We start from the raw sequence: 17,618 nt of genomic DNA on the forward strand, positions 1-17,618 counted from the left end.
GTGGAGGGTCGGTGGGGAGGGTCGGTGGGGTCAACCGCGAAGAATCATCAGCCACCCCGCGAGAGCCGCGAGGGTGATGAGGAGCACGGGGATGGTGAGCACGATGCCGGTGCGGAAGTACTTGCCCCACCCGATTGTGATCCCTTTGCGTTCGAGAACGTGCAGCCAGAGCAGGGTGGCGAGGCTCCCGATCGGCGTGATCTTGGGGCCGAGGTCGGCTCCGATGATGTTCGCGTAGATCATCGTCTCCTGGGTCAGCCCGGTCGCACCGGTGGCGGCGATCGCGAGGGCGCCGATGAGCACGGTCGGCATGTTGTTCATGAGTGAGGCGAGAACGGCGACCATGGTGCCGACGCCGAGCGCGGTCATGAGCACACCTTCGTCGCCGAAGATGCTGAACACTCCGGCGAGCTCGTCGGTCAGACCTTGATTGCGCAGGCCGTAGACCACGAGGTACATCCCGATGCTGAACAGCACGATCTGCCAGGGCGCACCCTTCACGACGGTCACGACATCGATCGTGCGGTCGCCTCTGCCCGTGATCGGGCGCGACGACCCGCGGCCGTCGACATCCGCTTCCCCGGCGACATCCGCTTCCCCGGCGACATCCGCTGCCCCGGCGACTCCCGCGACGACCTCGACGGGTGTGCCGACCGCGGCCCCACTGTCCGTCGTTTCCGCGAGCGGATGCGGGATCCGACGTTCGCTCGCGGAAACTGCGTACTCTCGGGGCGCGGGACGGTGCGCGCGACGGAAGAGGAACACGGGCCGGCGGCTCGCGACGACGAGCAGGGCGAGTGCGCCGATGCCGGCGACGACCGAGAGCGGCACATGCAGCGGCTCCGACGCGAAGTACCCCACGAGCAGCAGAGCGAGCACGACCCACCCGGCCTTGAACGTGAGCCTGTCGGTCACGGCATCGGCGGGCGCCCCGAGCATCGCGAGGTCGTAGCGCTTCGGAATGGTTTTGCGGAAATAGAGGAACAACACACCGAGTGAGGCGAGCGTCGCGACGGCTCCGACCGGAACCATGACGATCGCGTACTCCGCGAACCCGATGTCGAAGAAGTCGGCCGACACGATGTTGACGAGGTTCGACACGACGAGGGGCAGGCTGCCGGCGTCGGCGATGAACCCCGTCGCCATGACGAAACCGAGGGCGGCGACGGGCGGGAACTTGAGCGCGAAGAGCATCTGGATGACGATAGGGGTGAGGATGAGTGCGGCCCCGTCGTTGGCGAAGACCGCGGCGATCGCCGACCCGAGCAGCACGATGAGCACGAACAGAAGCCGCCCGTTGCCCCGCCCCCACCGGGCCACGTGCAGTGCCGCCCACTCGAAGAAGCCGCTCTCGTCGAGCACGAGCGAGATGATGACGACGGCGATGAAGGCGAGGGTCGCGTTCCAGACGATGGCCCACACGGTGGGGATGTCGGAGAGGCTCACGACCATTGTCGCGAGGGCGAGCACCGCTCCCCCGAGCGCACTCCAGCCGATGCCGAGGCCCCGGGGCTGCCAGATGACGAGGGTGAGGGTGACGACGAAGATCGCGATGGCGACCACGGTCATGATCATGGGGCTCCAGGGGTGGGGGCGGGCACGGCGGTTCGAGGCGGATGTTCGGGGCGGAGCGGGCCTGGCGGAGCCAGCGCGGGCGTGTTACGCGCAGCAGCCGCCCGCGACATCCGTCGAGCAGACGCCCGTTTCGGGCAGGTCGAGTTGGACGAGTCGGGCGGCGACGCGATCGCCGGCGAGCTCGTCGGCGAGGGATCGCACTTGCTCGTAGCCGGTGAGCAGCAGGAAGGTCGGCGCACGACCGTAGCTCTTCATGCCGGCGATGAACAGTCCGGGTTCGGGGTGACTGAGCTCGTCGACGCCGTGGGGTGCGACCGATCCGCAGCTGTGCTCGTTGGGGTCGATGAGCGGCGCGAGAGCGCGCGGGGCCTCGACGATCTCGTCGAGAGACAGCCGCACTTCGCGGAGGATGCCGAGGTCGGGCCGGAAGCCCGTGGCATTCACGACGGCGTCGGCGGTCAGCTCGAAGCCCTGACCCGCTCGGCGGCCGACGATCGTGACCGCTCCGGACTCATCGTCCGCTGAGCGGAGCGCATCGATCTCGAAGCCGTCCACCAACGCGACGCGACCGGCGCGCACGCGCTCGCGCAGCGCACCCCCGAGGGCGCCCCGGCCCTCGAGCTCGTCGGCGCCGGCACCCCACAGTCGGGCGGGCGCGGCCGAGCGGATGACCCACGTCACCGTCGTGCCCGGTTCGTCTTTCGCGAGGTCGACGAGCCGCAGAATCGTGTTGGCGGCGGAGTGCCCCGCACCGACCACGACCGTGTGCCTGCCCGCGAAACGCTCGCGCTCGGTGCCGAGCACGTCGGGCAGGGCGCCGACCACTCGGTCACGCACGGGGTCGAGCCCGAGCGGATCGAGACCGTTCGAGGCGAGACCGTTCGCGGTCGACCAGGTGCCCGACGCGTCGATCACGGCTCGGGCCTCGTGGTCGACGACCACCCCGTCGGTCTCGACACGGACGACGAGGGGTGTCGATGACCGCCCGGCGGTGCGGGTGCGGTCCATGCCGCGGCGGGTCACGCCGGTCACCCGGCTGCGATAGCGGATGTCTGCGGCGAGCAGCTCGGCGAGGGGCGCGAGATACTCGTCGACGAGTTCGGTGCCGTAGGGAGCGCGATCGGGGTTGCTCAGCGTCCAGCCCGTGGCCGCGAGCATCCGCTCGGCCGCGGGGGCGACGAGGTAGCGCCACGGGGAGAAGAGGCGTGTGTGCCCCCACTGCCGCACGGCGGTGGCCGAGTGCTCGCCCGCTTCGAAGACGACCGTGGGCACACCGCGTTTAGACAGTTCTGCTGCGGCGGCGAGCCCGACAGGCCCGGCGCCGATGACGGCGACGGGCAGGTGCGCGAGGGCGTCGCGCACCGGAAGAGCGGGCATCGCGAGGTCGGTGACCGTCACGAGGTCGCGGTTGCGGCCGTGCCCGCGAGCGGCTCGACACCCATCTCTTCGAGCAGCCCACGCACGAGCACCTCGATGTCGTCGCGCACGACGCGCACTCCGTCGAGCGGAAGCCCGGCGGGGTCGGTGAGCGACCAGTCGAGGTAGCGCTTGCCGGGGTAGACGGGGCACGCGTCTCCGCAGCCCATCGTGATGACCACGTCGGCGGCCTGCACGACGTCGTCGGTGAGCGGCTTCGGAAAGGCCTGCTCGATGTCGAGACCGATCTCGGTCATGACCTCGACCACTTCGGCGTGCAGAGAGCTCGCGGGCATCGACCCGGCCGAGCGCACGACGACCTGGCCACCCGACAGGTGTTCCGCGAGAACGGCGGCCATCTGCGAGCGACCCGCGTTCTGCTCGCACACGAAGAGCACCTGCGGGCGGTCTTTCGGCGTCGCTCCCGTCGCGGTGGCGAGCGCCTCGAGGCGATCGGCCGCGAACCGCTTCGTGTTCGCGATCAGGTGGGCCTTGACGGTCGAAGTGCGCAGGAGGGCCGTGTACGACTCGAGCACGTAGCGCTCGACGGTCTCGGCGGCGAAGACACCCCGATAGCGTTCGGCGAGCGCGAGGGCCTCACGCTTGAGGGAGTCTTCGGGGTAGACGAGCCCCGGCAGACCGGGCAGGTCGCTGAACTCGCTCACGGCTGGGCGACCGGAACGTTCAGTTCGGCGAGGAGCGCCTCGATGCGGCGCTTGATGTCGTCGCGGATGGGACGGACCGCCTCGATGCCCTGCCCGGCGGGGTCTTCGAGCTCCCAGTCTTCGTAGCGCTTGCCCGGGAAGATCGGGCACGTGTCGCCGCACCCCATGGTGATGACGACATCCGAGTCCTTGACGGCCTCGGTCGTGAGGATCTTGGGCGTGTTGCCCTCGATGTCGATGCCCTCTTCGCGCATCGCCTCGACGGCGACCGGGTTGATCTGGTCTTTGGGCTCGGACCCGGCGGACAGCACCTCGACCTGTCCCCCCGAGAGTACCGCCATGTATCCGGCGGCCATCTGCGAGCGCCCGGCGTTGTGCACGCAGACGAAAAGGACGGTGGGGCGTTCGGTCATCACAGTGCTGTCTGTCATCGCAGTGCTTTCGTTCGGGGCGGTCGGCGCGGGTCTCGTGGTCGATCAGCGGTGTGGTCGATCAGCTGCGGGGCCGTTCACGGGTCATCGATGGATGTCGATGCCCTCAGTATGCTCGCATCCATCGATGTTTGTCGATCCCGTGCGATCATGTTCAGATGACGTTCATCGACCTCCTCCCCGTGCGCGATGTGACCGCGGGGTGCACGCCGCTCACGGCCGAGCCGATGAGCGCGGAGAGCGCCGAGAAGCTCGCGCGCACGCTCAAGGCGGTCGCCGACCCCTCGCGCTTGCGCATCATCTCGATGGTCGCCGCGGGCGACGGAGCCGAAGCGTGCGTGTGCGACCTCACCGAACCCCTCGGGCTCGGGCAGCCGACCGTCTCGCACCACCTCAAGATCCTCGTCGACGCCGGTCTCGTGACGCGCGAGAAGCGCGGCACGTGGGCGTACTACCGCATCGTGCCGGGCGCCCTCGAGTCGATCGCGCAATTGCTCGTCTCGCGCTAGCGCGGCAAGGCCCCGAGTTTCGACAGGCCCTCGCGCGAGCTTAGGGTGATCGGAGCTGCACAGCCGCAGCTGCGCACCGACGCGAACAGGATGACTCCCCCATGACCACTTGGCTTATCACCGGCTCTTCGACGGGCCTCGGCCACGCTCTCGCCTCGGCTGTTCTCGCGAGCGGCGACAACGCCGTCATCACCGCACGCGACGTGTCGAAGCTCGACGAGCTCGCGGCGCAGTACCCGTCCACCGCGCTCGCCCTCACCCTCGACGTCACCGACCCCGTGCCGGTGTGGGCGGCCGTCGACGAGGGAACCGACCGCTTCGGCGCCATCGACGTGCTCGTCAACAACGCCGGCTACGGCTACCGCGCCGCCGTCGAGGAGGGTGCCGACGCGGATGTCGACGCGCTCTTCGCCACCCACTTCGCCGGAACCGTCTCGACGATCAAGGCCGTGCTGCCCCAGATGCGCGAGCGTCGTTCGGGCACGATCGTCAACCTGTCGTCGATCGGCGCCCACATCAACCCTGCGGGCTCGGGCTATTACGCCGCCGTCAAGGCCGCCATCGAGAGCCTCACCGGGTCGCTGCGCAAAGAGCTCGAGCCTCTCGGCATCACCGCGATGACGGTGGCGCCCGGCGGGTTCCGCACCGACTTCAGCGGCCGCTCGCTCACCCAGGCCGAGACGCCGATCGCCGACTACGCCGACACCGCCGGCAAGCGCCGCAAAGAGAACGACCCGACCCACGGCACCCAGCCCGGCGACCCCGACAAGGCTGCAGCGGCGATCATCGCCGCGGTGGCTGCACCGGATGCCCCCGAGCTGCTGATGCTCGGATCAGACGCTGTCGGCACCCTCCGCGACATCCTCGAGGCACAGCTCGCATCGCTTGCGAAGTGGGAGCAGCTGAGCGTCAGCACCGACTTCGACTCGTGAGCAGAGACCGCCGATGACCGTCGACGAGAAGCCCCCGGGCCGCATCGCCCACCTGCGCGACCGATTCCTCGAAGAAAACCGGGTCGAGCCGGTGGAGGTGCGGCGGCGCCTCTACGTCATCTCGGCGACGCTCATCGCGGTCGGACTCGTCGCCTTCGTCTACATCCTGATCGATGTGCTCACGGGCGACCGACTCGTCGGAATCGACCGCCCGGTCGAGCAGTGGGTGCGGGCACGTCGCTCCGATGAGGCGACCACCGTGATGACCACGCTCTCACTCATCTTCGGGCCGCTCATCTTTCCGTTCGCCGCGCCGATCATCGTCGTGGTGTGGTGCATCAGCACGAGGCACCTATGGCGTCCGCTGCTGCTCACCGTGGGAACCGCGGTGGGAATCGTCGGCGTCCGCCTCATCGCCGAAACCGTCGGGCGTGATCGTCCCCCCGTCGATCGCATGCTGCTGAGCCCCGACATGTCGGAGTCGTTTCCGTCGGGTCACGTGATCGGTTCGGCGACATTCATCCTGCTCATCGCCTACCTGGTGTTCTCACGGCGCAAGAGCCCGCGAAGCGCGGTGCTGTCGTTCACTCTTGCGTCGCTGCTGGTCGCGGCGACCGCGGTCAGCCGCATCTACCTCGGCTATCACTGGGCGACGGACACGATGGGGTCGGTCGCCCTCGCGCTCGTGATCCTCGGTGTCGTCATCGCGGTGGACACGAAGCGCACGGTCGTGACGCCCGCAGAGATGGATGCGCGCGGCTAGCGTCGCTCGACGATGCCCCGAACGAACGCGGCCTGCCCCGCGTGCTGGAGGTCGTCGGAGATCACGCTGACCAGTCGCATGGAGAGGGTCACGGGTGGACTCCAGTTCGTGTCGACGACGCGAGCGAGATCGTCGTCGGTGAGGGTGCCGACGTAGTCGATCGTGCGGTCGCAGACCGCGTCGTGGTAGGCGATCAGTTGCTCGGCGGAGATACCAGCCACGGCTGCGACCTCTGCCTCCGACTGTCCGTAGCCGATGTCTGATGCGTCGAAGGGCAGACCGAAATCGTCGGCGAAGCCCTGCGACGTCCACAGCTGGTCCGCACCCATGACGTCAGCCACGTGGTCGTCTTGCACGCGAGTGAGGTGCCAGATGAGCCAGGCGATCGTGTTCGCTTCGTCGTCGACGCGGTAGGTCAGTCGATCGGCGGTGAGGCCGTCGGTCACCGCGTGCACGGTGTCGCGGACGCGTTCGAAAGCGTCGGTGAGGATGATGTTCGCGGATGTCATGGGTCCACCCTCCACCCGTTGATCGGCAATCGCCAATCGCGCTCTCGACGGCGTCGCCCACTTCGCGAGTGGCGCACCCGCGTGAGTGCATCAGTCCCAGTCGAGGTACTCCTCGATGATCATCGCCGTCTCGATGGGATGCGACATCGGAAACAGGTGATCTGCACCGTCGAGGGTCGTGACGCTCGTGCGCTCGGGGGCCGCGGAGCGCAGCACCTCTCCGTTCGACGGCGGCGTGCTCTCATCCGCAGCACCTTGAACGATGAGCACGGGCATCACCGGGGGCAGCTCGATCGGGTGCTCTTCGACCCGGAGCAGAACCAATCCGTTCACGCGGTCGGCGTGCTGTGCGGCGACGATTCTCGCCACGGTGCCGCCGGACCCGTATCCGCCGACCCACGTGTGATCGAGGCCGAGGTGATCGATCACGGCGAGCGCGTCGTGCGCTCGCTCGTCGAGCGTCACATCAGAGGAGGCTCCATCGCGGGGTCCGATCCTCACGACGCGGAAGCCGGCCTCGGCCTCCAGGTAGTGGGTTACGGCGCCCAAACCGTCTGAGCTGAGCGGAAGACTCGACACCAGCACGAGTGCGATGGGGCCATCGCCCTCCTCGATGAAGGGAACGGCTCGGCCGTCCGGCTCGAAAATCTGCTGCTGCGTCACTGTCTCTGCTCCCGTGTCGTCGGTCGTGGGCGAATGCCTAGTTGTTGAAGCGGAACTCCACCACGTCGCCATCCTGCATGACGTACTCCTTGCCCTCGATGCGGGCCTTGCCCGCGGAGCGCGCCTCGGCGATCGAACCGGTCTCGACGAGGTCATCGAAGCCGATGATCTCCGCCTTGATGAAGCCCTTCTCGAAGTCGGTGTGGATGACGCCGGCGGCCTGCGGGGCTTTCGCGCCCTTCGGGATCGTCCAGGCTCGGGTCTCCTTCGGCCCTGCCGTGAGGTAGGTCTGAAGGCCGAGCGTGTCGAAACCGATGCGCGCAAGCTGACTCAGACCGCTCTCGGTCTGACCGGTGCTCTCGAGCAGCTCCGCGGCATCCGCCTCATCGAGGTCGATGAGCTCGGACTCGAGTTTGGCGTCGAGGAAGATCGCGTGCGCGGGCGCCACGAGGGCGGCGAGCGCGTCGAGTTTGCTCTGGTCGCCGAGCACCGCCTCGTCGACGTTGAAGACGTAGATGAACGGCTTGACCGTGAGGAGGCCGAGTTCGCGGATCGGCTCGAGGTCGATCGTCGACGACGAGAGCGGCTTGCCGTCGTTGAGCCACGCGACGGCGGCCGCCGCGGTGTCGACCGTGGCCTGCGTGATCTTCTTGCCGCGCAGGTCGCGGTCGTAGCGCGACTGGGCGTTCTCGAGGGTCTGCAGGTCGGCGAGGATCAGCTCGGTGTTGATCGTCTCCATGTCGCTCGCGGCATCCACACGGCCGTCGACGTGGATGACGTCGGGGTCGTCGAACCCGCGCACCACCTGGGCGATCGCGTCGGCCTCGCGGATGTTGGCGAGGAACTTGTTGCCGAGCCCCTCCCCCTCGCTCGCTCCCTTCACAATGCCCGCGATGTCGACGAACGACACCGGCGCGGGCAGGATGCGCTCCGACGAGAAGATCTCGGCGAGCTTATTCAGCCGCGGGTCGGGGAGGTTCACCACGCCGACGTTCGGCTCGATCGTGGCGAACGGGTAGTTCGCCGCGAGAACCGCGTTCTTGGTCAGAGCGTTGAAGAGGGTGGACTTGCCCACATTGGGGAGTCCGACGATTGCGATAGTGAGAGCCACGGGAGTCAAGGGTACCGGGCGGCGGTCGGGCGGCGTCACGGGGCGGCGCGCAGGATGCGGGCTCCGCGCCGACTTGCCCCTACCGCCGCCCGAGAATGCGCGGTTTCCGCGAGCGAATGTCGGATCCGACGTTCGCTCGCGGAAACCGCGCACAGTCGGGGGGTGGGCACGTCGGATACCGTGGCGGCATGCTCAGGGAACAGTGGCTCGACCTCCTCAAGCGCCGCGGGTGGATCCTCTACACCGCCGTCGCCCTCGTGTGCCTCGTCAACTGCTTCGTGCTCGTGCGCGCTCTCAGCGAGGGCGCGGCGTCGGGCGTCACCATCCCCGCCCTCGTGTTCTCGGCGATCGCGGGCGTGTGCGCCGCGGCCGTCGGCATCGTGCTGTTCCGCGGGCGGCCGACCGACTGACCTCGTCTCGGGCGCCGGTCACCGCTGGCCGCTAGCCGCTGACCGCTGAGCCGAGCCCTCCGCTACACCCCGAGCCGCGCCCGCCAGCACACCGTGCGGTACGGCATCTCGAAGACCTCACGCCCCGCGAGATCCGGATGCGTGGCGAGCAGCCCTTCGACGCGGGACGTGACCGCAGCTCGTTGCTCGGGTTCCGCCGCGATGAACGTGCTGCGCGAGGCGACGAGGGCGAGCAGTGCGGCGCGGTCGAGCTCGTGCGTCCAGTCGACGACGACGTGGTCGGCCGGCTCGAAAGGCGGCGCGGGTCGCGGTGGTGTGTCGAGGAGACCGTTGGATCCGCCCTCCCCGATGATGCCGAGTAGCTCGGCGACCCAGCCGACGCGGTCGTCCCGCACGTTCCACACGAGCGCGAGGCTGCCGCCCGGGCGCAGCACGCGCGCGACCTCGGGCTCCGCTCGAACGGGGTCGACCCAGTGCCACGCTTGCGCGACGACGACGAGGTCGACGCTCGCATGCGCGAGGGGGATGCTCTCCGCCGACCCGGCGATCGCCCGCACCTCGGGCAGCGCGGCGGTCAGTTGCGCGAGCATGTTCGGTGCCGGATCGACGGCCACGACGTGCAGACCCCGCGAGACGAGTGCCCGGGTGAGTTTGCCTGTTCCGGCACCGAGGTCGAGGGCGTCGACCGTGTCTGCGGGTACGAGCCAGTCGACGACGGCATCCGGATACGACGGACGCGCCCGCTCGTAGACCTCGGCGGCGCGGTCGAACGATGTCGCGAGGGCGGGGTCGATCGGCGAATCGGTCACGCGGCCACTCTCGCACGCCGCCGATACGCGCCCCCACGTACGCAGTTTCCGCGAGGGTGTGCGGGATCCGGCGCACCCTCGCGGAAATTGCGTTCAGTGGGGGCGGGGTCGGCGGGGCGGTTTCTCGGCGGGGTCGGTGGGGCGTGAGAGGGTTCGGGGGTGCCACTGGATTTCACCGCGATCGACTTCGAGACCGCCAACAGCTCGCGAGCGTCGGCGTGCGCGGTCGGGCTCGTCAAGGTGCGCGGCGGCGTCGTGGTCGACAGGGCGGCGTGGTTCATCCGCCCTCCCGCGGGGCACGACAGCTTCAGCGAGTGGAACACGCGCGTTCACGGCATCGTCGAAGCGGATGTCGCCACCGCGCCCACCTGGGCCGAACAACTGCCCGACCTCGTCGCGTTCGCTGCCGGCGACACCCTCGCGGCCCACAACGCGCGATTCGACATGGGCGTGATCGCGGGGGCGTGCCTCGCCACGTTCGAGAGGGTGCCCGAACTCGACTACCTGTGCAGCCTGCATGTAGCGCGCCGCACCTACAGCCTCGAGAGCTACCGGCTGCCGGTCGCCGCTCGCGCCGCCGGGTTCACGGGCTTCCGCCACCACGACGCCCTCGCCGACTCGGAGGCGTGCGCCGCGATCGTGATCCACGCGGCGTCGCGCCACGGTGCCGAGAGTCTCGACGACCTCGCCCGTGCGACCGGCACGCGGCTCACACCGCTCGTGCGTTCGGCAGCTACGCCGACTCGTCCGGCGCAGTCGGCGTAGCGCCACCGGCACCCGGCTCCACCAGATCCGCCTTGAACAACGCGTCCCGCCGCTGCGGCACCTGAACCCGGCGCACCTCCGACGCCGCCGGGCGGCCGTCGCTCACGCGGTAGAGCATCACGCGTCGGGCGCCGTGCGGGTCGACCGCGGCGTCCCACGAGAGTCCGCGCGGGCTCAGTGCGACCGCGAAGCGTTGCTCGAGGGAGTCATCATCGAAGCGCACCACCACGAGGTCGCCGTCACGTCGAGTGCGGCACGGCGCAGACATCCGCCCCTCGAACACCTCGCCGTCGGGCGCGCGCACGATCGTCACGGCCCGAGAGAAGTCGAGCCCCGCGATCGTGCGACGCAGAGGCACGTCAGTTCTGCGGAAATCCGAGGTTGATTCCGCCGTGCGAGGGGTCGAGCCAGCGACTCGTGATCGCCTTCTGCCGCGTGAAGAAGTGGATGGCGTCGGGACCGTAGGCCTTCGTGTCGCCGAACAGGGAGTCCTTCCAGCCTCCGAAGGAGAAGTAACCGACCGGCACGGGGATCGGCACGTTGATGCCGATCATCCCCACGTTGACTTCGCGCTGGAACCGCCGCGCGGCCCCACCGTCGTTGGTGAAGATCGCGGTGCCGTTGCCGTATCGGGAGAAGTTGATGAGAGCGACACCCTCCTCGTACGTCGCAACGCGCACGACCGAGAGCACGGGGCCGAAGATCTCGTCGGTGTAGACCGCCGAGTCGGTCGGAACGCGGTCGATGAGGGTCGGTCCGAGCCAGAACCCGTCGTCGGCGCCGTCGACCTCGATGCCGCGCCCGTCGACGACGATCTCCGCGCCGTCGGTCTCGGCGATCTCGAGATATCCGGCGACCTTGTCGCGGTGCTCGCGGGAGATGAGGGGGCCCATGTCGCACCCGCGGGTTCCGTCGCCGACCGTGAGCGTCGACATCCGACTCGCGATCTTCTCGACGAGGTCGTCGGCCACGGGTTCGACGGCCACGACGACGCTGATCGCCATGCACCTCTCCCCCGCCGACCCGAACCCGGCGTTCACCGCGGAGTCGGCCACGAGGTCGAGGTCGGCGTCGGGCAGCACGAGCATGTGGTTCTTCGCCCCGCCGAGAGCCTGCACACGCTTGCCGTGCTTCGCCGCGGTCTCGTAGATGTACTTCGCGATCGGTGTCGACCCCACGAAGCTGATGGATGCCACGTCCGGGTGTTCGAGCAGCGCATCGACGGCCACCTTGTCGCCGTGCACGACGTTGAACACGCCGTCGGGCAGCCCGGCCTCTTTCCACAGCTCGGCCATCCAGATCGCCGCAGACGGGTCTTTCTCGCTCGGCTTGAGCACGACGGTGTTGCCCGCGGCGATCGCGATGGGGAAGAACCACAGCGGAACCATCGCCGGAAAGTTGAAGGGACTGATGATGCCGACGACCCCGAGCGGCTGGCGGGTGGAGTAGACATCGACGCCCGTCGACACGTTCTCGCTGTACTCCCCCTTGGCGAGGTACGGAATGCCCGTCGCGAACTCGACGACCTCGAGGCCACGGGCGATCTCGCCGAGGGCGTCGGCCGTGACCTTGCCGTGCTCGTTGGTGAGGATCGCGGCGACCTCGTCTTTGCGCGCGTTGAGCAGCTCGCGGAAGGCGAAGAGCACCTGCTGCCGTTTGGCCCACGACGCCCCCGACCACCCGGCGAAAGCGGCGGTCGCGGCGGCGACGGCCGCATCCACGTCGCCCGACGTCGCGAGGCGCACGTCGCGAGACACGACGCCCGTCGCGGGATTGAAAACCGGACTCGTGCGAGACGACTCGCCCGCGAACGCGCGGCCGGCTACCCAGTGATCGACAGTGTTCATGGCGCAATGCTATTGCGCCGCGCCGCCGATGGGCGGTGATGCCGCGTCGACCCGCGCGGTGTCGCGAGCGTGTCGGGGGCCGCTGCGACACTGACGCCATGGATGTTCTCGTTCCCCTGCTCCTCGGCACGCTCCTCGGTCTCGCGAGCGGGGTCGTTCTCGGCACCTGGTTCGCGGCCCGACGCGGCCGCACGTCGGCGCCCCTCGTCGACGCCGCGGTCGCGGAGGCCAGGCACGACGCCGAGCTCGCGCGGGTGCGGGCACACGCCGACGCCGAGAGGTCGGAGATCGCCGCCCGGCTCGCGGGCGCCGAAGCCACCGTCGTCGCTCTGCGCGAGCAGGTCGGGGAGCACGCGGACCGCTACCGCGACCTCGTCGACGCCCACGAGGCCGAGCGCCTCGCCGCGGAGGCGCGTCGCCGCGACGAGAGCACCGTGCTGCAAGCGCTCACACCCGTGCAGGAGACGCTCCGCGCGATGCAGTTGAAGGTCGCCGACCTCGAAACCCAGCGCAGCGCGCAACACGGCGAACTCAGCGAGCGCCTGCGCACGGCGGCCGCCGCCGAAGAGCGCTTGCGGTCGACGACCGACTCGCTCGCCTCCGCCCTGCGCAACAACAGCGTGCGCGGAGTGTGGGGCGAAACCCAGTTGCGCAGCGTCGTCGAATCCGCGGGTCTGCTCGAACGCGTCGACTTCGACGTGCAATCGAGCATCAGCTCGGATGCCGGCGCCGGGCGCCCCGACATGGTCGTTCGCCTCCCCGGGGGCAAGAGCATCGCCGTCGACGCCAAGGTGCCGTTCACCGCCTACCTCGAGGCGAGCGCCATCGCTCCGACGGCTCCCCCGGCCGAGCTCGCGCGGCGCGACGCGCTGCTCAAGCAGCACGTCAAGGCCGTGCGCGACCACATCACGACCCTCGGCAGCCGAGCCTATTGGCAAGGGCTCGATGCGAGTCCCGAGATGGTGATCGCATTCATCCCCAACGAGTCGCTCGTGTCGTCGGCGCTCGAAGCCGACCCGACGATCATGGAGTTCGCCTTCAGCAAGCGCGTGGCGCTGTCGTCACCCGTGACCCTGTGGTCGGTGCTCAAGACCGTGGCGTTCAGCTGGCAGCAAGACCTCGTGACCCGGGAGGCGAAGGAGTTCTTCGACGTGAGCCGCGAGCTCTACGGTCGCCTCGCGACGATGGCGGGGCACCTCGACAAGCTCGGGCGATCGCTCACGTCGTCGGTGACCGACTACAACAAGTTCGTCGGATCGCTCGAGCGGCAGGTTCTGCCGTCGGCGCGGAGGCTCTCGAGCCTCGACGAGTCGAAGATCGTGAGGGCTCCGAGCGAGATCGAGGTCGCCCCGCGAGCCCTCGCGGCGTTCGAGCTCACCGCCGAGCTCGACGAGATCGACGATCCACGAGCCGACCGGCCGGACGCGGTCGAGGTCACCCCTGCGGACGGTTCACGTTCCGCGTAGGTCGGCTCGCCGTTGTGCAGGAGTTCCTGTCGAGCCAGCAGCTGCAGCAGGAATTCTTGCGGGTCTCGAACGCAGAACTCCTGCGCGTTCAGCGGTCGGCGCCGTCGAGCCACTTCTCGGCGAGGTGGTCGGCGACAACGCGGCGCACCGTTCCCGAGCGCCCGCGCAACACAATGCTCTCGGTGCGGATGATCGGACCCTTGCGCCGCACGCCGTCGACGAGCCCGCCGTCGGTGACTCCCGTCGCGACGAAATAGGTGTTGTCGCTGCTCACGAGCTCGTCGGCCTCGTAGACGTAGTCGAACTTGAGTCCGGCGTCGAGCCCGCGCTGCCGCTCGTCGTCGGTGGACGGCAGCAGTCGCCCCTGGATGAGCCCGCCGAGCGCTTTGATGGCGCACGCGCTCGCCACCCCCTCGGGGCTTCCCCCCACGCCGACGCACATGTCGATGCGCGTCTCGTAGCGGGCCGCGTTGATTCCCCCCGCGACATCTCCGTCGAGCATGAGTCTCGTGCCCGCGCCCGCCTCGCGGATGTCGTCGATGAGCTGCGCGTGCCGCGGACGGTCGAGCACCGCCACCTGCATCTCCTCGATCGCTTTGCCCTTCGCTTTGGCGAGCGCCCGCAGATTCTCGCCGATGGGCTTGCGGATGTCGACGACCCCGACCGCTTCGGGGCCCGCCACGATCTTGTCCATGTAGAAGACCGTGGATGCGTCGAGCATGCTGCCGCGGTCGGCGACGGCGATCATCGAGATCGCGTTCTGTCGGCCCGCCGCGGTGAGCGACGTGCCGTCGATCGGATCGACGGCGATGTCGCACGCGGGGCCCCGCCCGTTGCCGACGTGCTCGCCGTTGTAGAGCATGGGCGCCTCGTCTTTCTCGCCCTCGCCGATGACGACGACGCCGTCGAAGTTGACGGTGCCGAGGAATTTGCGCATCGCGTCGACGGCGGCTTTGTCTGCGGCGTTCTTGTCACCGCGCCCGATGAAGGGAACGGCACGGATCGCGGCGGCCTCCGTCGCTCGCACGAGCTCCATCGCGAGGTTGCGGTCGGGGTGCAGATAGAGGGTTCCGGTGTGGGCATCCATGCGAGCCTCCAGGGCGTCTGACGATCGGGGGTGCGTCGGCCGACCGGCGCGCTGACCGTGAGGCCAGCCTACCGACGCCCGGTCGCGGGGTTGAGGGGTTGAGGGGTCGTACTGATTCACGGTCGTGCAGACCCGGCGATTCGGCGATCGGGGTTCGGTGGTCGGGGGCTCAGGCGCTCGGGGCGATCACGCGGATGACCGCGGAATCGTCTTCGGCGGCGAGTCCCGCCGCCTGCCCCACGAGGAAGAGCTGCTCGGCGGCCGCGGCGACGGGGGTCGCGAGGCCGGCGGCACGAGCGGCGGTCGTGACGATGCCGAGGTCTTTCACGAAGATGTCGAGCCTGCTGAGCACCTCGGCACCGTCGTCGTCGTAGGCCTCGAGCATGCGCGGCCCGCGATTGGCGAGCATGAACGAGCCCGCGGCGCCGGCCGAGAGGGTCGCGAGGGTGCTTTCGGGGTCGAGTCCGAGCGATCGCGCGAGCGCGAGCGCTTCGGCTCCCGCGGCGATGTGCACTCCGCAGAGCAACTGGTTGACCGTCTTGAACGCCTGGCCGTCGCCCGGTTTGTCGCCGATCACGCTGAGCGTCGACGCGAGGAGCTCGAGCACCGGCGCGGCCTTCTCCCGCGCGGCGGGCTCCGCCCCCACGACGATGAGCAGGTCGCCGTCGCCCGCGCGCACCGGGCCGCCGCTGAGCGGCGCGTCGACGAGCGCGACACCGTGGTCGGAGAGCCGCGCCGCGGCGGAGGTGACGTCGGCGATACCGACGGTGCTCGTCATGATGACGACCGATCCTGCTGTGAGCGACGCGGCGATGCCACTGTCTCCGAAGAGCACGTCGTCGAGCTGCGCGCCGTTGCGCACCGCGAGGAGCACGGCGTCGACACCCGTCACGGCGTCTCTCGCCGAGGTGAACGGCACGATGCCCGCCGAGGTCGCGAGCGTCACGCGAGCGGGGTCGATGTCGAACCCGTGGACGGTGAGGGAGGTGCGCAGCCGGGTGGCCATCGGGAGCCCCATGGCCCCGAGGCCGAGCACCGCGACCGAATAGGCGGGCGTCACGGCAGAGGATGCGATGGGGTCTGCGGAGGGGGTGGGAGTCGTCATCGTTCTCTTCTCTCGGAGGATGGGTGGCTGAGGTGTCTAGGCCGTCGCAGGGTGCGCGAGGGTCTCGACGACGCGCGCGAGGGAGTCGTCGTCGCCGACGTTGCCGGCGAATACGATGTAGGGGATGCCCGCCGCCGGACCGTCGACCGGCTGCCAGAGCGACACGATCCCCGGGAGCATCGGCCCGCGCACGATCGCGTGCCGGATGCCGAGGCCGTGCGCGGCGACGTCACTCGAGGTGATGCCGCCCTTCGCGATCACGAAGCGGGGTGGGTGGGCGCGGAGCACGAGTTGCACGACGCGCACGACCGCAGCGGAGACACGGCGCGAGATGTCGAGGCTCGCGGCCGCGTCATCGGCCGTCTGCAGCAGTCGGCTCGTGTGGATGACGACGTCTCCCGTCGCGAGAGCGTCGATCGCGGCCGCGGCGACGTCGGCGACGTGGCCGTCGGACCGCGCGGTGTCGAGGATGTCGGCAATGTCGAGTTCGAGGGTCGCCGCGAGGGTGCGCTCACGCGTGAGCGCCGCGAGCTGCCTCGTCGTGACACCGACGTGGGATCCCACGACGATGAGCCCACCCCGCGCCTCCGAACCGTCGGGGCCGTACACCTCGCGAGCGGTGAGCGGTGCGTGCTCGTCGGCTCCGATGCGCGCCCGCACGAACGGCGGTCCGACGCGGTAGAGGAAGGTCTTGCCCGTGGCCTCGGCGGCGGCGAGCCCGAGTGCCAGGGCCCGCAGGTCGTTCTCGTCGACCGCGTCAGCCACGATCGGGGTCGCTCCCGTGACGCCCGAGAGCGCGTCGACGATCGCCGTCGTGCCGCCGCGGATGACACCGAGGTCGAGGGTCACGACCGACGACGCCGCCACCCGTCCGCCCGTCTTCTCTTCGACGTAGCGGCGCAGATCGGAGTTCGCGAAGCCGAAGGTCGCGTCGCGCGCGAACTCGGTGTCGGCGACCGGCGTGAGCTCGGCTCCCGTGCGCATGTAGTGCACTCCGCCGATCGTGACTCGCCCGGCATCCGGAAACGCCGGCACGATCACGACGCCGTCGACGGGCTGTCGCCCCGCCGCTTCGAGGGTTTCGGCGATGACGTCGGTTTCGAGGGGGAAGTGGCCGCGCAGGGTCGAGTCGCTCCGACTGACGAAGGCGAGGGTCACCCCGACCTCGCTCGCCGCGGCGAGGGCGTTCTGCACGACCTCACGGTTGCGCTCGGCGGCGGTGTGCGGGTCGAGGCTGCGCGTGTTCGTGAGCACGTAGACGGCGCGGGAGCCCTGTTCGAGCCCCCAGCGGAGGTCGGTCTGCTCCCAGGAGGTGAGCACGGGGAGGTCGGACACCGATTGGGTTCCGGTCGGGTCGTCGTCGAGCACGATGAGCACGGGTGTGGCTGCATTGACGGTGCTCGCGACGTCTGCCGCCGAGACGGGTGTCGCGTCGGGGTAGTCGCCGAGGAGGGTGTGAGCGTCGATGTGAATACTCCTTTGTAATCAGATGTCAGACATCATACGTCTGGCTCCTCTTCGAGGGTAGCCCCGCATCGACGAGCCCGCCCGTCGG

19 protein-coding genes are annotated in these 17,618 nt (G+C 69.3%); 6 read left to right on the forward strand and 13 right to left on the reverse strand.

The window, feature by feature from the left end:
- Window positions 1-30: 30 nt before the first annotated feature.
- From ACLHG5_RS07005 to ACLHG5_RS07020, 4 genes are all read right to left on the reverse strand, one after another.
- The gene (locus ACLHG5_RS07005; RefSeq protein ID WP_411318423.1) at window positions 31-1,569 is read right to left on the reverse strand and encodes an arsenic transporter; all 1,539 of its coding nucleotides are present in this window, start codon (window positions 1,567-1,569) and stop codon (window positions 31-33) included.
- A 90-nt stretch (window positions 1,570-1,659) separates the two neighbouring features.
- The gene (locus tag ACLHG5_RS07010) at window positions 1,660-2,973 is read right to left on the reverse strand and encodes an FAD-dependent oxidoreductase (protein WP_411318242.1); all 1,314 of its coding nucleotides are present in this window, start codon (window positions 2,971-2,973) and stop codon (window positions 1,660-1,662) included.
- Window positions 2,970-3,656 (reverse strand): arsenate reductase ArsC, encoded by a 687-nt coding sequence (locus tag ACLHG5_RS07015; RefSeq protein ID WP_411314891.1) that lies wholly within the window; start codon window positions 3,654-3,656, stop codon window positions 2,970-2,972. The genes ACLHG5_RS07010 and ACLHG5_RS07015 overlap by 4 nt, the downstream gene beginning before the upstream one ends.
- Window positions 3,653-4,069 (reverse strand): arsenate reductase ArsC, encoded by a 417-nt coding sequence (locus ACLHG5_RS07020; RefSeq protein ID WP_411318424.1) that lies wholly within the window; start codon window positions 4,067-4,069, stop codon window positions 3,653-3,655. The genes ACLHG5_RS07015 and ACLHG5_RS07020 overlap by 4 nt, the downstream gene beginning before the upstream one ends.
- Window positions 4,070-4,245: 176 nt before the next feature.
- Between ACLHG5_RS07020 and ACLHG5_RS07025 the strand changes: the two genes are divergently transcribed.
- The 3 genes from ACLHG5_RS07025 to ACLHG5_RS07035 all read left to right on the forward strand — a co-directional run bounded on the left by ACLHG5_RS07025 (window position 4,246) and on the right by ACLHG5_RS07035 (window position 6,291).
- Window positions 4,246-4,596: an ArsR/SmtB family transcription factor gene (locus ACLHG5_RS07025; protein ID WP_411314890.1), complete on the forward strand. Its 351-nt coding sequence runs from the start codon at window positions 4,246-4,248 to the stop codon at window positions 4,594-4,596.
- Between the two features lie 101 nt (window positions 4,597-4,697).
- Window positions 4,698-5,528, forward strand: a complete 831-nt coding sequence (locus tag ACLHG5_RS07030; protein ID WP_411318243.1) for an oxidoreductase — start codon at window positions 4,698-4,700, stop codon at window positions 5,526-5,528.
- Between the two features lie 13 nt (window positions 5,529-5,541).
- Window positions 5,542-6,291 (forward strand): phosphatase PAP2 family protein, encoded by a 750-nt coding sequence (locus ACLHG5_RS07035; protein ID WP_411318244.1) that lies wholly within the window; start codon window positions 5,542-5,544, stop codon window positions 6,289-6,291.
- Here ACLHG5_RS07035 and ACLHG5_RS07040 read toward each other — a convergent pair.
- From ACLHG5_RS07040 to ychF, 3 genes are all read right to left on the reverse strand, one after another.
- A complete protein-coding gene (locus ACLHG5_RS07040) occupies window positions 6,288-6,800 on the reverse strand; it encodes a mycothiol transferase (RefSeq protein WP_411318245.1) in 513 nt (170 codons plus the stop codon). The genes ACLHG5_RS07035 and ACLHG5_RS07040 overlap by 4 nt on opposite strands.
- A 90-nt stretch (window positions 6,801-6,890) precedes the next feature.
- The gene (locus ACLHG5_RS07045) at window positions 6,891-7,463 is read right to left on the reverse strand and encodes an alpha/beta fold hydrolase (protein WP_411314885.1); all 573 of its coding nucleotides are present in this window, start codon (window positions 7,461-7,463) and stop codon (window positions 6,891-6,893) included.
- Window positions 7,464-7,500: 37 nt separating this feature from the next.
- Window positions 7,501-8,574: a redox-regulated ATPase YchF gene (gene ychF, locus ACLHG5_RS07050; RefSeq protein WP_411318246.1), complete on the reverse strand. Its 1,074-nt coding sequence runs from the start codon at window positions 8,572-8,574 to the stop codon at window positions 7,501-7,503.
- Window positions 8,575-8,762: 188 nt separating this feature from the next.
- Here ychF and ACLHG5_RS07055 point away from each other — a divergent pair, with 188 nt between their 5' ends.
- On the forward strand, window positions 8,763-8,984 hold the full coding sequence (locus tag ACLHG5_RS07055) for a hypothetical protein (RefSeq protein ID WP_411314883.1): 222 nt from the start codon (window positions 8,763-8,765) through the stop codon (window positions 8,982-8,984).
- A gap of 62 nt (window positions 8,985-9,046) precedes the next feature.
- Here the strand turns inward: ACLHG5_RS07055 and ACLHG5_RS07060 are convergent, their stop codons facing one another.
- Window positions 9,047-9,793 (reverse strand): class I SAM-dependent methyltransferase, encoded by a 747-nt coding sequence (locus ACLHG5_RS07060; RefSeq protein ID WP_411314882.1) that lies wholly within the window; start codon window positions 9,791-9,793, stop codon window positions 9,047-9,049.
- A gap of 159 nt (window positions 9,794-9,952) precedes the next feature.
- Between ACLHG5_RS07060 and ACLHG5_RS07065 the strand changes: the two genes are divergently transcribed.
- Window positions 9,953-10,558 (forward strand): 3'-5' exonuclease, encoded by a 606-nt coding sequence (locus tag ACLHG5_RS07065; protein ID WP_411318247.1) that lies wholly within the window; start codon window positions 9,953-9,955, stop codon window positions 10,556-10,558.
- Here the strand turns inward: ACLHG5_RS07065 and ACLHG5_RS07070 are convergent.
- Both ACLHG5_RS07070 and ACLHG5_RS07075 read right to left on the reverse strand, forming a co-directional pair.
- Window positions 10,527-10,916: a hypothetical protein gene (locus ACLHG5_RS07070; protein WP_411318248.1), complete on the reverse strand. Its 390-nt coding sequence runs from the start codon at window positions 10,914-10,916 to the stop codon at window positions 10,527-10,529. The two genes, ACLHG5_RS07065 and ACLHG5_RS07070, sit on opposite strands and share 32 nt — an antisense overlap.
- A gap of 1 nt (window position 10,917) precedes the next feature.
- A complete protein-coding gene (locus tag ACLHG5_RS07075) occupies window positions 10,918-12,405 on the reverse strand; it encodes a CoA-acylating methylmalonate-semialdehyde dehydrogenase (protein ID WP_411318249.1) in 1,488 nt (495 codons plus the stop codon).
- 98 nt (window positions 12,406-12,503) lie between these two features.
- Here ACLHG5_RS07075 and rmuC point away from each other — a divergent pair, with 98 nt between their 5' ends.
- Window positions 12,504-13,871 (forward strand): DNA recombination protein RmuC, encoded by a 1,368-nt coding sequence (rmuC, locus tag ACLHG5_RS07080; protein ID WP_411318250.1) that lies wholly within the window; start codon window positions 12,504-12,506, stop codon window positions 13,869-13,871.
- Window positions 13,872-13,959: 88 nt separating this feature from the next.
- Here the strand turns inward: rmuC and glpX are convergent, their stop codons facing one another.
- From glpX to ACLHG5_RS07095, 3 genes are all read right to left on the reverse strand, one after another.
- Window positions 13,960-14,958 (reverse strand): class II fructose-bisphosphatase, encoded by a 999-nt coding sequence (gene glpX / locus ACLHG5_RS07085; RefSeq protein WP_411314877.1) that lies wholly within the window; start codon window positions 14,956-14,958, stop codon window positions 13,960-13,962.
- A gap of 169 nt (window positions 14,959-15,127) precedes the next feature.
- Complete coding sequence (locus ACLHG5_RS07090) at window positions 15,128-16,018, reverse strand: NAD(P)-dependent oxidoreductase (RefSeq protein ID WP_411318425.1); 891 nt, start codon at window positions 16,016-16,018, stop codon at window positions 15,128-15,130.
- Window positions 16,019-16,099: 81 nt separating this feature from the next.
- Window positions 16,100-17,530 (reverse strand): four-carbon acid sugar kinase family protein, encoded by a 1,431-nt coding sequence (locus tag ACLHG5_RS07095; RefSeq protein WP_411318426.1) that lies wholly within the window; start codon window positions 17,528-17,530, stop codon window positions 16,100-16,102.
- Window positions 17,531-17,618: the final 88 nt, after the last annotated feature.

It is taken from the genome of Marisediminicola sp. LYQ85, assembly GCF_046600695.1.
Classification (GTDB): Bacteria; Actinomycetota; Actinomycetes; order Actinomycetales; family Microbacteriaceae; genus Marisediminicola.

Coding starts and splice junctions, on each gene's coding strand:
- ACLHG5_RS07005 (WP_411318423.1), bottom strand. CDS start 1,569: ATGACCGTGGTCGCCATCGCGATCTTCGTCGTCACCCTCACCCTCGTC.
- ACLHG5_RS07020 (WP_411318424.1), bottom strand. CDS start 4,069: ATGACCGAACGCCCCACCGTCCTTTTCGTCTGCGTGCACAACGCCGGG.
- ACLHG5_RS07025 (WP_411314890.1), top strand. CDS start 4,246: ATGACGTTCATCGACCTCCTCCCCGTGCGCGATGTGACCGCGGGGTGC.
- ACLHG5_RS07030 (WP_411318243.1), top strand. CDS start 4,698: ATGACCACTTGGCTTATCACCGGCTCTTCGACGGGCCTCGGCCACGCT.
- ACLHG5_RS07035 (WP_411318244.1), top strand. CDS start 5,542: ATGACCGTCGACGAGAAGCCCCCGGGCCGCATCGCCCACCTGCGCGAC.
- ACLHG5_RS07040 (WP_411318245.1), bottom strand. CDS start 6,800: ATGACATCCGCGAACATCATCCTCACCGACGCTTTCGAACGCGTCCGC.
- ACLHG5_RS07055 (WP_411314883.1), top strand. CDS start 8,763: ATGCTCAGGGAACAGTGGCTCGACCTCCTCAAGCGCCGCGGGTGGATC.
- ACLHG5_RS07075 (WP_411318249.1), bottom strand. CDS start 12,405: ATGAACACTGTCGATCACTGGGTAGCCGGCCGCGCGTTCGCGGGCGAG.
- rmuC (WP_411318250.1), top strand. CDS start 12,504: ATGGATGTTCTCGTTCCCCTGCTCCTCGGCACGCTCCTCGGTCTCGCG.
- glpX (WP_411314877.1), bottom strand. CDS start 14,958: ATGGATGCCCACACCGGAACCCTCTATCTGCACCCCGACCGCAACCTC.